Source organism: Paenibacillus sp. 8b26, from assembly GCF_050626875.1.
In the GTDB taxonomy this organism is placed as follows: Bacteria; Bacillota; Bacilli; order Paenibacillales; family Paenibacillaceae; genus Paenibacillus.
Genome location: NZ_CP192445.1, coordinates 6,074,295 through 6,088,858 on the forward strand (window position 1 = coordinate 6,074,295; position 14,564 = coordinate 6,088,858).

Genomic DNA, 14,564 nt, shown 5'->3' on the forward strand with positions numbered 1-14,564 from the left:
ATTGTACAAACTTGGAAGGGAGCGTTGAACGATGAGCGAAAAAGTATTTATTAGTCCGGGTAAATATGTGCAAGGGAAAAATGTGATTGATAAAACGGGTGAATATGTCAAGCCATTAGGTCATACTGCTCTGGTTATTGCCGACAAGCTGGTATGGGGTATCGCAGCCGACCGGGTAGTGAAAAGTCTGGAACAGGCGGGGATTACATCGGTAAAGGTGGAGTTTCAAGGGGAAGCATCCAAAAACGAAGTGAACCGTATTGCTGATCAGGGACGAAGCGGGCATGTCGATATTGTCATTGGTGTAGGCGGCGGCAAGACGCTGGATACCGCCAAGGCGGTTAATGAGGTGCTTGGTTCCTCGGTAGTCATTATCCCAACGACAGCCTCCACGGATGCTCCGACCAGTGCGCTATCTGTCTTGTACACGGATGAGGGCGCATTTGATACGTATTCTTTTTTCAGTAAAAATCCAAGCTTGATCCTAGTCGATACAAAGGTTATTTCCCAAGCACCGCCATTGTTCCTCTCTTCCGGCATTGCGGATGCGATGGCAACATGGATTGAAGCTCGTGCCGTCATCGAGGCCCGGGCGACAACGATGGCTGGCGGCTTGCCAACCTTGGCAGCCGAAGCAATTGCGGCCAAGTGCGAAGAGGTTCTATTCGATTACGGGCTGCAAGCCTATGAATCCGTGAAGCGCAAAGTGGTTACACCTGCGCTTGAAGCAGTGGTAGAAGCCAATACGCTGCTGAGTGGGCTAGGATTCGAAAGTGGTGGCTTGGCAGGCGCACATGCGATACACAACGGTTTTACCGTGCTGGAAGGGGATATTCATCACTTGACGCATGGTCAGAAGGTGGCTTTCGGCACCTTGGTACAGCTTGCGTTAGAAAAAAGACCTTTGGCCGAGGTGGAACGGTATATCGATTTTTATCTGAAGCTGGATCTGCCTGTCACGCTGGAGGACGTCAAGCTCCAGGAAGCCTCCCGTGAGGATCTGTACCGTGTAGCTCAGGCGGCGACGAAAGAAGGCGAAACTGCTCATAATCTGCCATTTGCAGTGACAGCGGACGATGTGCTGGATGCGATTTTAGCTGCTGACCAGTATTCCCTTGCTTACAAAGCTAAAATTGGACATACGAACTAACACCAATACAATATGAAATACACGAAGAGGTCGCTAATAAGCGGCCTTTTTCCATTATTTAACTTGCAGCTTATGTTATGATTTTTACAGTACATAATTAGGAAATGTCGGAAGTATATCTACGGCTAGCCTAAAACTTGAGAGGAGTAGAGCAATGGCAAAATGGAATGTAGAAGATAATGGAACTCAGTATGAAATTGAGTACAAGCGTAGCCTCGGCGGAGGAAAAATTATTGTGAATGGAAGCGTACAGAAGGTTAAAAGCCAGAATGCTTTTTTGAATTTGGTCGATTTCCCCATCAGATTGACGAATAAAGCTGTAAATGTTGTCGTCATCGGTAACAAAGCGGATTTGGCCGTCGATGGCGTATATCTGGGTTCCAATCAGCCTTACGTGCCCGTGTCTAAAGTTCCGGGTTGGAGTTGGGCTTTTGTAGTGGTCAGCTTGGTTATAGGAGTGCTATTTTCGGGGATCTTTGGTGTGTGTATAGGAATATTGGGCAGCATGTTTTATGTAAAATCCGCTTTATCCATGCACCAATCCACAAATCGAAGAATCGTAAGCTGCCTTATTGTCTTTTTAATCATCAGCATAGTGCAAGTTGTCTTTGGAATTACAGTGAATCAGTGGCTTCGTAATTTGTAAAATATCTGTGACCTAACCCGTTGAATGAAGAAAAAAAGGCTCCTCCGCATGACAGCGGCGTGAGCCTTTTTTGTCTTTTTAGATCGCCCAGTTTCCTTTGCGGAAGATGGGTTCCTCGGTACCGTCCTCGGTGACGCCGTTAATGTCCATTTCACCTGAGCCGATCATAAAATCGACGTGTGTCAGACTGGAATTCAGGCCGTTGGCTGCTAACTGCTCCTGATTCATGTCCTTGCCGCCTTTGAGGTTAAATGCATAGGCATTGCCGATGGCCAGATGGTTGGAAGCATTTTCATCAAACAACGTATTATAGAACAAAATGTTCTTATCCGAAATCGGGGACTGGTGAGGCACAAGAGCGACTTCGCCCAAGTAGTGGGAGCCTTCATCCATTTCGACGAGATGCTGAAGAGTCTCCAAACCTGTTTCAGCCTGTACATCTACAATGCGCCCGTTTTCAAAGGTCAGTGTAAAGTTGTCGATAATATTTCCGCTGTAGCTGAGAGGTTTGGTGCTGCTTACTTTGCCATTCACTCCGGTTTTGAGCGGGGCAGTAAACACTTCCTCGGTAGGCATATTGGCTACAAAGGTGTGTCCCTGCTGATTGACGCTTTCGGCTGCAACCCACAGGTGATCTTTAGCCAATTCGATGGTTAGATCGGTACCTGGGGCCAGATAATGCAGCTTTTTATAGCGTTTGGCATTCAAAATATCTGATTTGCTGGAGAGTGTTTTCAAATGCTCTTTCCATGCTTCTACCGGGTTGTCCAGATCCACACGCACGGTGCTGAAAATGGCTTCCCACAGCTTATCCATTTGTTCGGAAGCTGGCAGATTCGGGAATACTTTGGCAGCCCATTCTTCGGAAGGGTAAGCAATCAGAGCCCAACTGAATTTGTCGGCCATTTGAAGTTCGCGGTATTGGCGCAATTCATGTGAACGCACACGCTGAGCCGCAGTAATGCGACTGGACGGGATACCTTGAAGCAAATCCGGATTTTCTGCTATGATATGCAGTACCGCTGCGCCGTTCTCGACCTCTTCGGTCATTTCAGCCGCATACCATTTGGGAGGAATATTAAAAGTCTCATCAGGAGCCAGTTCATATTGCAGGCGAGTGATGGCTTCGTCGCTCCATTTTACCTTAACCAGCTTGGCTCCGACGGTATACGCAGATTTGACAATAAGCCGCACAAGTTCAGCGGATAGGATGGGAGCATGAACGATAAGTGTTTGCCCAGGCTGGACATTAGCCCCCACCCGAACAGCTAACTCGGCATATTTTTGCAATTTTTGTTGAAAATCTGACATGTAACTTTCCTCCATTTCACGAAAAGGCCCTTAACAGGGCTTGGGGTTGCCTGCGCAGTTTTTTGCAAATTCCACACACGGCTTATATATTGTACAATGTAACGAAAAGGTTCACAAATCCATTTTGGTACATTTTGGTGAAAATGAAAGGGCGGATAGATGAATGACGGATCAAAATGCACCTCAGGAAGTACAGGAAGTACATATTCAGCAGGCACAAATGACTAGAGATGAGAATGGTGCATACTTGGGTCAGGTCGTGTTTGGAGTAGACGGACAGACCTCTGTATACGAAATTACGTTCCATAGCAAAAGGGGCAAGGAGTGGGATTACAGTCTCCATTTTGCAGGGGAGCCACGGGTAGAGGAAGAGATGCTGCGTATGGATGCATGGATTGAAGAGAACGATGATTTGTTTGATTATTTGCTTGATGCGGCATGGAGTAAATTACCCGAGTAATGTAAACATGGTCTATTTTCGTGACAAGCGGATTATATTTAGCAGTGTCCGCATAATCTGCCGACATGGGGGAAGCCTATAGGTCGATAATGACAGCAAATTCCATGTGAATGGGGAGGATGACGGTTTGGCAAATCATCTGTTCACCGAAGGAATGACGGCAAATGAAGAGGCTGCTCCCGATCTTCTGAGCTTACGGACGCTGTTTGTAAATGTGTGTTTTATCGGGGAGCCGGGAAGTCGATCCTGGGTACTGGTGGATACGGGGATGGCGGGGTTTACAGACTCGATTATTCGCTTGGCTGAGGAACGGTTCGCTGGCCCTCCCGTTGCTATTGTGCTCACTCACGGGCATTTTGACCATGTGGGATCGGCCATTGAACTGGTTCAGCATTGGGGTACCCCTGTGTATGCGCACCCGCTGGAGCTTCCTTACTTGACGGGGATGAAGGATTACCAACAACCTGATCCCAGCGTGGGTGGAGGTCTGCTGTCGAGCGTTTCCTTTTTATACCCCAATGATGCCATTGATCTGGATGATCGCATCACCCGTCTGCCTGAGGATGGCAGTGTGCCCGGTGCGCCTGGGTGGAAGTGGCTGCATACACCTGGACATACGCCGGGTCACATATCGCTTTTTCATGAACGCAGACGGTTGCTAGTAACTGGAGATGCTTTTATTACAGTAAAGCAGGAATCGGCGCTGGCAGTTATTTTACAGGAAAAAGAAATACACGGTCCGCCTGCATATTTTACGACAGATTGGCAGGCTGCGCAGCGGTCAGTGGAACTGCTGTCCGGTTTAAAGCCGGAGATTGCTGTTACGGGACACGGTCACTACATGCAGGGTAATGAGCTTACGACCCAGTTGGAACGACTGGCGGAGGATTTTGAGCACACGGCTGTACCCAAGCAGGGACGCTATGTGTAGTGACGTGGAAAGGACGATGCCTTACGGGGCATCGTTTTTTTGTGTTGGCATGGAATTTTTTTGCTCAGCATGGTATAGTCAAGCCAAAAGCTAAACGCTTTCATTAAAACATCGTCATTCATCAAGGAGGATTTTTGATGACACATCAGCATGCTGCAATTGGTGACCTTTATTATGGAATACCGGCGATTCGCCTTAAATTCGGGCGTTATGAAGCGGTAGCCCTGCCGGGAAACGGGGCAAATCTGATTTCTTTTCGTGACAATGAGACAGGATATTCATTTCTCCGCGAGCCGGAAGCTGACAGCATAGAGGCTTTTAAACAAAGTCCGTCAGTCTATGGGATTCCTTTCCTGTTTCCTCCGAATCGGTATGAAGATGGCAAATTTCTGTGGAATGGAGTTACATATGAACTGCCCATCAATGAAACGGCGACCCACAACCATTTGCACGGTTTTTTACACACCGTCCGGTGGGAGGTTGAGGACTACGGATCTGGAGAACAGGGCAGCTATGTGGTAATGAATCAGCATGTGAGGGAAGGACATCCCATGTTCCGCTATTTGCCGTTCACCTTTACCATCAAGCTGACATACAGCCTGGACGAATTTGGACTGCATCAGCGTTATGTGATCCACAACGAGGGTAATCAGCCGATTCCAAACCTGTATGCCTTTCACACGGCAATTCGGGTTCCATTCGTACCGGAGAGTTCGCCGGAAGACTACAAAATTAAGGTTACCATCGGTGAGCGTCGCGAGCTGACGGAGCGGTTGTTAGCCACAGGACAGTTCCAGCCATTGTCGCCGGAAGAGGAACTGCTGAAGACAACGGGAGTGAGTCCTTATTTTGCCTCCATGGATAATCATTACACGGCAGCTCCGCAAAATGGACGCAACTATATGGAGCTGACACACAGTAAGACAGGCGCTACTCTCGTATACGATGTAGGCACGGCCTATAAGCACTGGATGATCTGGAATAACAAAGCGAACAAGGAATTCATCTGTCCTGAGCCGCAAATGAACATGATCAATGCACCGAATCGTCCGGACTTGCCTGCGGAGGAGATCGGGTTGATTGCACTTGCTCCAGGCCATATTTTTGAAGCAACCAGCCGTTTATATTGTGTCACACCTGCACGTTCGAAATCCTAGCCTATATTTTATCGGAATAAGCCTGTATCGTGTCCAACGGTGCGGGCTTTATTTTGTTGATGGGAGAGGTGGAGAAGACAAATATTACAGACAGAAGTCTGTTTAGTGAGGATAGGAACATGAAAAACAGGTTGCAGGATGGCAAGCCGCTATAGTATGATACGAAACAGGAGATGATCAGATGAATCAGGAAATGGTGCCTTTTCAAGCCGTCAAACGCAAGCAAATCGCCGATGAAGTGGCTGAACAGCTGCAACGAAAAATAGCTACTGGTGAATGGGAAGTGGGTGCAAAAATTCCGACAGAGCCTGAGCTGATGAAGCTTTTTGGAGTAGGGCGTTCCACGGTGCGTGAAGCGGTCAGCGTTCTCGTACATGCCGGTCTATTAGAGAAAAAACAAGGACACGGAACCTTTGTCTGCCAACCGACGACTTCCCAGGAGCCTCTGGATTACCGACTGAGTCGCGCTGAAATAATTGAGGTCTATGAGGTGCGGAGTGTGTTGGAGCTGGAAATTGCCAGACTGGCTGCTTTACGACGTAAGGATGAAGATTTACGCTTGATGCGCGAGGCATTGGACCGTCGTGCCGTGACATTGGCTGCTGGAGATTTGAACGGGTATCTGGATGCGGATATTACTTTTCACTTGGCTGTTGCCGGAGCTACACGTAATAAAGTGCTTACAGATGTGTATCGCAGCTTTGTAGAGGCGATTCGGAAGGCACTGAAAAATCTCGTAACCGATCCGGCGATGCAAAATCCTTTTACACTTCAGCATGAGAAAATATATGAAGCGATCCGCGATCAGGATGCCAAGGCTGCCGAGCTGTACAGTATTCAGCATTTGGATGGCACCAAGCTGGAACTGCAAAAGCATATGGGAAATTCATAATTTTTTTAATCTTAAACATCAGATGATCGGATGAATAAATTGAATTGTAAATCTTTTATATCGAACATCTCCTAAAATAAAACCAAAGGTGGGTTCTGAATGCGCAAAATATGGGTGTTGGACACAACGTTAAGAGATGGAGAACAATCACCAGGAGTTAGTCTGACCAGTACAGAAAAGGTGGAAATCGCCCTTCAACTGCAAAAATTGGGCGTAGATCGGATAGAAACCGGTTTTCCGGCTACCTCGCCAGGTGAGATATTCAGCATGCAGGAGATTGCCAAACAGGTCACCAACTCAACCTTGGTTGGTTTTGCACGTTCGAAAGAGCAGGATATAGATGCGGTCAGAGAGGCACTGCGGGGAGCGGAGGACGCCTGTCTTCATCTGTTTTTGGCTACCTCACCCATTCACCGCCAGCACAAGCTGCGAATGGATAAGACGAAGGTACTGGAGACCGCAGCCGCAGCCATTCGTTATGGACGAAAGTATTTTGATAAGGTGGAATTTTCGGCGGAGGATGCCAGTCGTACTGAACTGGACTTTATTTGCGAGGTCGTGGATATGGCGATCCGTGCTGGAGCAACGGTCGTCAATCTGCCGGACACCGTTGGGTATGCTTCGCCGGATCAGTTCGGCGAAATGTTCAGAATCGTAAAAGCCCAGGTGCCGGGCATCGAAAAAATACAGCTCAGCACCCACTGTCATGATGATCTCGGCATGGCAACAGCTAACACATTGGCGGCCATCCGTAATGGTGTAGATCAATTTGAAGGCACAATCAATGGCATCGGGGAACGTGCCGGAAATACCCCTGTGGAGGAGGTCGCACTGGCCCTTGATACCAGAACCGAGCTTTATGATGCAAAAACGGATCTCATTCTGGAGGAATTGTATGCCACCAGTCGCCTGGTGAGCAAACGCACGGGGATGTCCGTACCAGGAAACAAGGCCATTGTTGGAGCGAACGCTTTTGCCCACGAGTCCGGTATTCACCAGGACGGGATGCTTAAGGAGCGTACGACATATGAAATTGTGTCCCCGGAGCGCATCGGCTTGAAGACGAGTAAGCTTGTACTCGGCAAGCACTCGGGGCGACATGCGTTCAAGGAAAAGCTGGCGGACATGGGGTTTGATGCTTTGACAGAGGAGCAGCTTCAGGAGGCGTTCCGTAAATTCAAAGCCTTGACGGACAAGAAAAAACAGGTGCTGGATGAAGATTTGCTCGTCCTGATGGATGAGAGTCGCAGTGCCTCTCCACAGATTTACACGCTGGATTCCATCCAGGTATCCTATGGCAATCAGTCGGTTCCAGTAGCATCCATTCGACTGATTAAGCAGGATGGAGCAGCTATTGATGAAGTGGCGATGGGCAACGGCTCCGTAGACGCGATTTTTCATGCTATAGACAAGGCCAGTGATGAAGAAGTGGAATTGGAGGATTATTCGATCCAATCTGTAACGTACGGTAAGGATGCGCTCGGAGAAGTGCATGCTGTTCTGAGACAAGGAGAATATACCGCCCGTGGAAGAGGCATAAGTACAGATATTCTGGAAGCCAGTGCCAGAGCTTACATCGACGCGCTGAATAAGCTGCTGGGCAGAAAAGAGGTTCGAGCTAAAGGCAACATCACCATTAGCTGATCCGACCTCCCTGGTATGTCGCTGACGATCCATTCCTCCTCCGGCCTAATCGTAAAAAAGCGCTTGCAATATATATGATAACCTTTGAAATTTAATGTATAATAGGCAAGGAAGTCACCATATTTTGTCTGAATTACATAGGCCAAGAGGAGGAAATGAATTGAACTACCGCATCGAAAAAGATACGTTGGGTGAAATCAAAGTACCGGCAGACCGTCTGTGGGGAGCGCAAACACAGCGCAGCAAGGAAAATTTCCCGATTGGCTCGGAGAAAATGCCGTTAGAGGTTATTCAGGCGTTCGCAGTGCTCAAGAAGAGTGCAGCGATCAGCAATTATAAGTTGGGCAAGCTGTCACAGCAGAAGCAGGACGCTATTATTTATGCGGCGGACGAAATTCTTGCTGGTCGGGTCGATGACCATTTCCCATTGGTCGTATGGCAGACAGGAAGCGGTACGCAATCCAATATGAATGTGAACGAAGTGATTGCTCATCTTGGAAGCCAATGGCTGCAAGAGCAGGGACAGGATGCAAAGCTGCATCCCAATGACGATGTGAACATGTCGCAAAGCTCGAATGATACATTTCCGACGGCGCTTCATATAGCGGGTGTCATTGCAGTGGAGGATCACTTGCTGCCTGCTATTGATAAGCTGAAAGAAACCTTCCAGCAGAAGTCAGAGCAATTTAAGGATATTATTAAAATCGGTCGTACTCATTTGCAGGATGCCACGCCGCTTACTCTGGGTCAAGAAATCAGCGGCTGGTATGCCATGCTGGACAAAAGCAAGCGAATTATCATCGACACGGTGCAATATATGAAGGAGCTGGCGATAGGTGGTACAGCCGTGGGCACGGGTATTAACGCTCATCCGGAGTTCGGTGACCGAACCTCTGCGGAGATTTCCAGCTTCACTGGCAAAACATTTACGTCCGCACCAAACAAATTCCATGCGCTGACCAGCCATGATGAAGTGGTTGCCGTACACGGAGCCGTTAAAGCACTTGCTGCTGATTTAATGAAAATCGCCAATGATGTTCGCTGGCTGGCAAGCGGTCCGCGTAGCGGCTTGGGTGAAATTACGATTCCTGCCAACGAGCCAGGCAGCTCGATCATGCCGGGCAAGGTCAATCCGACCCAGAGCGAGGCACTTACGATGGTCGTAACGCAGGTCATGGGTAATGATGCCGCTATCGGCTTTGCTGCGAGTCAGGGGAATTTTGAGCTGAACGTGTTTAAGCCAGTCATTATTTATAATTTCCTGCAATCCGTGAATCTGCTAGCCGATTCAATTGTTGCCTTTAATGACAACTGCGCGATTGGTATCGAGCCGGATCTCACTAAAATTGAGCACAATTTGAACAATTCGCTGATGCTGGTGACAGCATTAAATCCGTATATCGGATATGAAAATGCGGCTAAAATCGCCAAACTCGCGCATGCCGAAGGACTGTCTCTCAAAGAAGCGGCTCTGCGTAGTGGATTGTTGACCGAAGAGCAGTTCGACCAATATGTTGTACCGGCGAATATGATTCAGCCCAAAGCTTAAAGCGCTGAGAATTACGCAGTTCAAGCCCTATAAAATCAAAAAATCCAGCTCATGGAGTGCCGATTAGCACAGCTCATGAGCTGGATTTTTTGATTTTATATATATTTTTTTATCTAAGATTAGTATTCTGTGTGATTTGAGGGTATATAGATAAAAGGCGAAAAAATGAACATCTATTTTCAAGATAGGAGAAGCCGTCGTATGGAACAGACAACTATTATTAATTTTATTGTGCTTTTGCTGTCCGGCTTGCTGCTAGTCGGCGTACTGACTACCAAATTTTCCAGTCGTTTCGGCATGCCTGCGCTCGTATTGTTTATTGCCGTCGGCATGGTGCTCAGTCAGTTTATTTATTTTGATAATGCGTTTATTACGCAATTGGTGGGGATTCTCGCGCTCATCGTTATTTTGTTTGAAGGCGGGATGCAAACGAAGTTTGCAGATGTTAAGCCAGTCATTCGACCTGCGATGTCATTATCTACGCTTGGCGTCATTATTACGACGGTGGTCATTGGCGTTTGCGCCAAGTTTATTTTAGGCGTGAGCTGGATGGAATCCATGCTGTTCGGCGCTATTGTCGGATCGACAGATGCGGCAGCAGTGTTTTCTGTTTTAGGTGGTAAAAACATCAAAAAACGAATTACATCCACGCTGGAAGCGGAGTCCGGCAGTAATGATCCGATGGCCGTATTCCTCACGGTAACGTTGATTGAGCTGATACATCACCCTGAGCAATCCATTTGGGTACATATTCTACTATTTTTGTGGGAAATGGGTTTTGGTCTGGTCGTTGGTTTTGTGCTCGGACGCATAGCTGTATATGCCATTAATAAAATGAATTTTGATTCATCCGGTCTGTATCCCGTCATGGCGCTGGCATTTGCGGTCTTAACGTATGCGGCGGCATCCTTACTGGAGGCAAGCGGCTTGCTGGCAGTATATGTCATGGCCATCGTGCTGGGTAATTCGGACCTGACCTACAAGCGGTCTATTATTCATTTTAACAACGGGTTCGCCTGGATGGTGCAAATCATGATGTTCGTCCTGCTGGGACTGCTGGTTTTTCCCGATCAGTTGCTCGGTATTGCGTGGCAAAGTTTGGCGCTTTCCTTTATTCTGATGCTCGTAGCCCGTCCAATTGGCGTGTTCCTGAGTCTGCTTTTCTCCCGATACTCTATACGCGAAAAGACGCTGTTATCCTGGGCAGGGCTAAGGGGAGCGGTACCGATTGTACTGGCTACCTATCCACTGCTGGATGAAATGGATGTGGGGCCGATGTTTTTTAATGTCGTATTCTTCGTCGTGCTTACCTCCGCCATTATACAAGGTACGACCATTTCGTGGCTGGCGGTGAAACTCGGCCTAATGGACCCTAACGAAACGTCATCACCTTCGCTCTTGGAATTGGTATCTCTGGGGAAAACCACATCGGAGATCAATCACATTCAAGTGCAGGAAGGGATGTCCATTGTGGGCAAAGCAATTCAGGACATGCAGCTTCCTGATGACATTTTGTTCACCGCTATTATTCGAGAAGAGCAAATTATAGCTCCGAGAGGCACAACTGTAATTAAGCCGGGAGATACCCTGTATGTGCTCAGTCCGAAGCTCAAGCGACAACAAATGAAAGAACTGTTCATGCTGCTTGAACCAGAGGCAGCACCGTAAAAGGGATTGCAATGGCAACGAAACAGGTTGCGAACCAACGTGATTTCTAACGTAATTTTCCAAATAGTCCTTCACATTGATGTGGAGGGCTGTTTTATTGTGTTCTTTTTCGGTATGATGAATCTGTTAAAAAATTGACACTATCATTCTACAAAATTAGTTTATGATATTGTCGTTAGATGTCGCTGCCGATATGTTACCCTCTGAGGATAAGAATCAGCAGCAATGGCTGTCCTGAAAAACAAACCATATCAGCTCATTGAGAGAACGGTTATATTCAAGGCAGAAGTCAGCATACAGGAGAGATGGCGAATGAAACCGGAAGTCTTGCCACAGCGTGCAACAGCTCGCAGGCAGAAAAACAAAAAAAAGAAACGAAAAGGAAAATTTGGTCGCTTTATGGGGCGGCTTTTTATTGTACTACTGCTCGCTGGAATCGGGGGCAGCGCGTGGCTGTTTTTAACACCATCTGGCAAGGACATGCGCTACTTGGCTGCGGATACGCTGATCACTACACAACATCGTCACTGGGCAAAATATTTTATTGGTGAGGCGGAGGCACAGAAGCGAGTGGCCGAATATTCGGCCCGTTTCGAGCAGATGGGCGAGGAGAAGGACAGACATACGATCAAGCTGCCTGATCTGACACCGACCAAGGTGCAGCAAACGCCACTGGTTGAGGTTGAAGAGGTATCTGGCCGCAATTATCACGGCTATGTAATGACGGTGCATGACCCGACTAAAATCAGACTCGGGATTCCTGCCAATATAGGCAAGGGAGAAAGAGTATCCAGTATGGTAGAGCGCTTGGGAGCCGTTGCAGGCGTAAATGGTGGCGGCTTTGCCGATCCTAACTGGAATGGGAATGGCTTTAAGCCGATCGGCGTTGTTATTTCACAGGGCCAGCTATACTACAATGATATGGGAAAAAACGCTTCTGCCCAAATCGTAGGGATTGATAAGCAGGGGAAAATGGTGGCCGGGCATTACTCACTGTCCGAGTTATCCAAAATGAACGTGCAAGAAGCAGTTACCTTTCAGCCACGCCTGATCGTGAATGGTAAAGGTCTCATTCGCAATGCAAGCGAAGGATGGGGAATTGCTCCCCGTACGGCAATGGGGCAAAGAGCAGATGGCGCGATTATTTTTGTGACTATCGACGGTCGTCAGCCGGGTTACAGCATCGGTGCCAATTTGTATGATATGCAAAACATTTTACTTAAACACGGAGCGGTTATCGGTGCTAATCTGGATGGTGGATCATCGACTGTGCTCGTCAAGGATCATGCTATTGTGAATAAACCTTCTTCTGAATACGGCGAGCGGTATTTACCGACAGCGTTCCTCGTATTCGAGCATCCCGAGACCGTTAATATTCCGAATATCTGGCAAGGTTTGAATCCTGGAGACATTGACGCAGCCAAGAAGAGATAGAATTAGAATACAAAAGCCCATTAAACTCAAAGGCTGCACCTATGCTGATCGCCGGAAAGGTTATGGTTCCGCTTAAACCCTTTGCCGAAGCTGTGGGTGCAACCTATCATTGGGATGTCAAAAAGAAGCTGGTTACGCTACAAAAGTGGTCGGAACCCGTGCAGTTGAAGGAACCATCACGTAAGAACAAGCAGCAACTTACCTTTGAGGTGTCGGGTAAAGAAGTGTATATCTTATTACGGGCATATTACTATGGATTATAAAGACGAGTTGCTGGGGACTGTAGTGAATTTAGGAACTGAACTCCCCTCTGATACCAAGCAGATTATGAAAACCTTCAAGCTGCCGTGGGAATCACGGACAGATGCCAAACAGGCGATGGAATAAAGTTAAAGTTGGACTTAGTAATTAAAGAATATAAAAAGCGCGTACCGTGGAAGTGAAAAAACGACTTCCCGGTACGCGCTTTTTTTGATGAAATTTAAGCGTCATTCTCTGCTTCGAGAAATACAGAAATCAAAATACGGGCGTTGTTTTCTCCAATGTTTTTGGCATAATGCGGAATGGCTGCTCTCCAGCTAAAGGAATCTCCTGCTTCGAGGGTAGCCGAATCCTCGCCTTGCTCCACATATACCGTGCCTTCCATAACAAAATGAATCTCATCGCCCGCATGAGCATGCTCTTCTTCCGTGGATGAGCCTGGCGGCATCTCCACCAGCATCATTTTGACGTTACCCTGCCCCCCCAAATAGTCCACCTGAAGCTTATTTTTGCCATAAACCGTTTTGCGGCGCTCGTCCTTCCGAATCACTTGCATTCGTTCCTCTTCTTTGAGCAGCAGAAAAGCGAGGGGTACCTTAAGTGCATTAGCGATGCTGTCCAGTGTAGCAATGGAAGGGGAGGTTTTATTGTTTTCTACTTGACTCATAAAGCCTTGAGATAATCCGGTTCGTTCGCATATTTGCTGGATGGATAAATTTTTACGTTTACGCGCGGCGCGTATGTTGCATCCTATACCCATGGAGTGTTCCTCCTTCAAGGAGATATAATGTATACTAATTTATTATTTATTATACCAAATATTTTGTTGACAGACTATAGTTTCTTATGATAAATTCACATTACAAAATAATTATTCCTATTACTAATAATTTGAGCTTGACTCGTACTTATATAAGTTACAACTTAGAGCAAGATCATTTTATTTTTTTAACCAAATTATTAGTAATATAAAATAATTATTATTATGTGCTCATACGAGTGCAAAAAAATATTCAGAATGGAGAGATAAATATGAGTTCAGCAAGCAGAAACATTTCAACAATTATGAGGGTGGCTTTGGGTATCTTGTTTTTGGCGCACGGAATTGCTAAATTTCAAATGGGGCTGGGCAATGTAGCTGGCTGGTTTTCCAGTATTGGCGTCCCAGGATTTTTAGGTTATGTCGTTGCAGTAATTGAGTTAGTCGGAGGAATTGCTTTAATTCTTGGGTTGTTTACTCGTTATGTCTCTGGACTTTTTGTTATTGTATTGATCGGAGCGATTTTCACAGCAAAATTGTCCGGTGGTTTGATGGGTAATGGACAGGGAGCAGGTTATGAGCTGGATATTGCCTTTATTCTGGTAGCTCTGCATTTGGTATTTGCACCAACGACTCGTTTGTCACTGGATTCTTTGTTTAGCCGCCGTACCTCAACAGAACAGTAATTTATCATTAGCGTA

15 protein-coding genes are annotated in these 14,564 nt (G+C 47.0%); 13 read left to right on the plus strand and 2 right to left on the minus strand.

The window, feature by feature from the left end; genetic code table 11:
- Positions 1-31: 31 nt before the first annotated feature.
- Complete coding sequence (locus tag ACQ4MX_RS28110; protein ID WP_134914670.1) at positions 32-1,150, plus strand: glycerol dehydrogenase; 1,119 nt, start codon at positions 32-34, stop codon at positions 1,148-1,150.
- A 154-nt stretch (positions 1,151-1,304) separates the two neighbouring features.
- The gene (locus tag ACQ4MX_RS28115) at positions 1,305-1,796 is read left to right on the plus strand and encodes a hypothetical protein (RefSeq protein ID WP_431088582.1); all 492 of its coding nucleotides are present in this window, start codon (positions 1,305-1,307) and stop codon (positions 1,794-1,796) included.
- 78 nt (positions 1,797-1,874) lie between these two features.
- Here the strand turns inward: ACQ4MX_RS28115 and ACQ4MX_RS28120 are convergent, their stop codons facing one another.
- The gene (locus ACQ4MX_RS28120; protein WP_431088584.1) at positions 1,875-3,107 is read right to left on the minus strand and encodes an aminopeptidase; all 1,233 of its coding nucleotides are present in this window, start codon (positions 3,105-3,107) and stop codon (positions 1,875-1,877) included.
- Between the two features lie 163 nt (positions 3,108-3,270).
- On the opposite strand from ACQ4MX_RS28120, the gene ACQ4MX_RS28125 reads away from it, so the two are divergent.
- From ACQ4MX_RS28125 to ACQ4MX_RS28170, 10 genes are all read left to right on the plus strand, one after another.
- A complete protein-coding gene (locus ACQ4MX_RS28125; RefSeq protein WP_431088586.1) occupies positions 3,271-3,567 on the plus strand; it encodes a hypothetical protein in 297 nt (98 codons plus the stop codon).
- A 127-nt stretch (positions 3,568-3,694) separates the two neighbouring features.
- Complete coding sequence (locus tag ACQ4MX_RS28130) at positions 3,695-4,498, plus strand: MBL fold metallo-hydrolase (RefSeq protein WP_431088588.1); 804 nt, start codon at positions 3,695-3,697, stop codon at positions 4,496-4,498.
- 137 nt (positions 4,499-4,635) lie between these two features.
- Positions 4,636-5,655 (plus strand): aldose 1-epimerase, encoded by a 1,020-nt coding sequence (locus ACQ4MX_RS28135; RefSeq protein WP_431088590.1) that lies wholly within the window; start codon positions 4,636-4,638, stop codon positions 5,653-5,655.
- Positions 5,656-5,836: 181 nt separating this feature from the next.
- Positions 5,837-6,547, plus strand: coding sequence for a FadR/GntR family transcriptional regulator (locus ACQ4MX_RS28140; protein ID WP_431088592.1), 711 nt, complete (start codon positions 5,837-5,839; stop codon positions 6,545-6,547).
- A gap of 99 nt (positions 6,548-6,646) precedes the next feature.
- Positions 6,647-8,191, plus strand: a complete 1,545-nt coding sequence (locus tag ACQ4MX_RS28145; RefSeq protein ID WP_431088593.1) for a 2-isopropylmalate synthase — start codon at positions 6,647-6,649, stop codon at positions 8,189-8,191.
- A gap of 160 nt (positions 8,192-8,351) precedes the next feature.
- A complete protein-coding gene (gene fumC, locus ACQ4MX_RS28150; RefSeq protein ID WP_431088594.1) occupies positions 8,352-9,740 on the plus strand; it encodes a class II fumarate hydratase in 1,389 nt (462 codons plus the stop codon).
- A 201-nt stretch (positions 9,741-9,941) separates the two neighbouring features.
- Positions 9,942-11,408 (plus strand): potassium/proton antiporter, encoded by a 1,467-nt coding sequence (locus ACQ4MX_RS28155; protein WP_192511091.1) that lies wholly within the window; start codon positions 9,942-9,944, stop codon positions 11,406-11,408.
- Between the two features lie 312 nt (positions 11,409-11,720).
- Entirely contained in the window at positions 11,721-12,842 is a 1,122-nt protein-coding gene (locus tag ACQ4MX_RS28160; protein WP_431088595.1) for a phosphodiester glycosidase family protein, read from the plus strand.
- Positions 12,839-13,105: a stalk domain-containing protein gene (locus tag ACQ4MX_RS28165; RefSeq protein WP_431091433.1), complete on the plus strand. Its 267-nt coding sequence runs from the start codon at positions 12,839-12,841 to the stop codon at positions 13,103-13,105. The genes ACQ4MX_RS28160 and ACQ4MX_RS28165 overlap by 4 nt, the downstream gene beginning before the upstream one ends.
- A complete protein-coding gene (locus tag ACQ4MX_RS28170) occupies positions 13,095-13,229 on the plus strand; it encodes a hypothetical protein (protein WP_431088597.1) in 135 nt (44 codons plus the stop codon). The genes ACQ4MX_RS28165 and ACQ4MX_RS28170 overlap by 11 nt, the downstream gene beginning before the upstream one ends.
- 94 nt (positions 13,230-13,323) lie before the next feature.
- On the opposite strand, the gene ACQ4MX_RS28175 is transcribed toward ACQ4MX_RS28170, so the two are convergent.
- On the minus strand, positions 13,324-13,863 hold the full coding sequence (locus ACQ4MX_RS28175; protein ID WP_431088599.1) for a helix-turn-helix domain-containing protein: 540 nt from the start codon (positions 13,861-13,863) through the stop codon (positions 13,324-13,326).
- Between the two features lie 272 nt (positions 13,864-14,135).
- Between ACQ4MX_RS28175 and ACQ4MX_RS28180 the strand changes: the two genes are divergently transcribed.
- Positions 14,136-14,549, plus strand: a complete 414-nt coding sequence (locus tag ACQ4MX_RS28180; protein ID WP_431088600.1) for a DoxX family protein — start codon at positions 14,136-14,138, stop codon at positions 14,547-14,549.
- Positions 14,550-14,564: the final 15 nt, after the last annotated feature.

Coding starts and splice junctions, on each gene's coding strand:
- ACQ4MX_RS28115 (WP_431088582.1), top strand. CDS start 1,305: ATGGCAAAATGGAATGTAGAAGATAATGGAACTCAGTATGAAATTGAG.
- ACQ4MX_RS28145 (WP_431088593.1), top strand. CDS start 6,647: ATGCGCAAAATATGGGTGTTGGACACAACGTTAAGAGATGGAGAACAA.
- ACQ4MX_RS28155 (WP_192511091.1), top strand. CDS start 9,942: ATGGAACAGACAACTATTATTAATTTTATTGTGCTTTTGCTGTCCGGC.
- ACQ4MX_RS28120 (WP_431088584.1), bottom strand. CDS start 3,107: ATGTCAGATTTTCAACAAAAATTGCAAAAATATGCCGAGTTAGCTGTT.
- ACQ4MX_RS28170 (WP_431088597.1), top strand. CDS start 13,095: ATGGATTATAAAGACGAGTTGCTGGGGACTGTAGTGAATTTAGGAACT.
- ACQ4MX_RS28125 (WP_431088586.1), top strand. CDS start 3,271: ATGACGGATCAAAATGCACCTCAGGAAGTACAGGAAGTACATATTCAG.
- ACQ4MX_RS28140 (WP_431088592.1), top strand. CDS start 5,837: ATGAATCAGGAAATGGTGCCTTTTCAAGCCGTCAAACGCAAGCAAATC.
- ACQ4MX_RS28110 (WP_134914670.1), top strand. CDS start 32: ATGAGCGAAAAAGTATTTATTAGTCCGGGTAAATATGTGCAAGGGAAA.
- ACQ4MX_RS28160 (WP_431088595.1), top strand. CDS start 11,721: ATGAAACCGGAAGTCTTGCCACAGCGTGCAACAGCTCGCAGGCAGAAA.
- ACQ4MX_RS28180 (WP_431088600.1), top strand. CDS start 14,136: ATGAGTTCAGCAAGCAGAAACATTTCAACAATTATGAGGGTGGCTTTG.
- ACQ4MX_RS28135 (WP_431088590.1), top strand. CDS start 4,636: ATGACACATCAGCATGCTGCAATTGGTGACCTTTATTATGGAATACCG.
- ACQ4MX_RS28175 (WP_431088599.1), bottom strand. CDS start 13,863: ATGGGTATAGGATGCAACATACGCGCCGCGCGTAAACGTAAAAATTTA.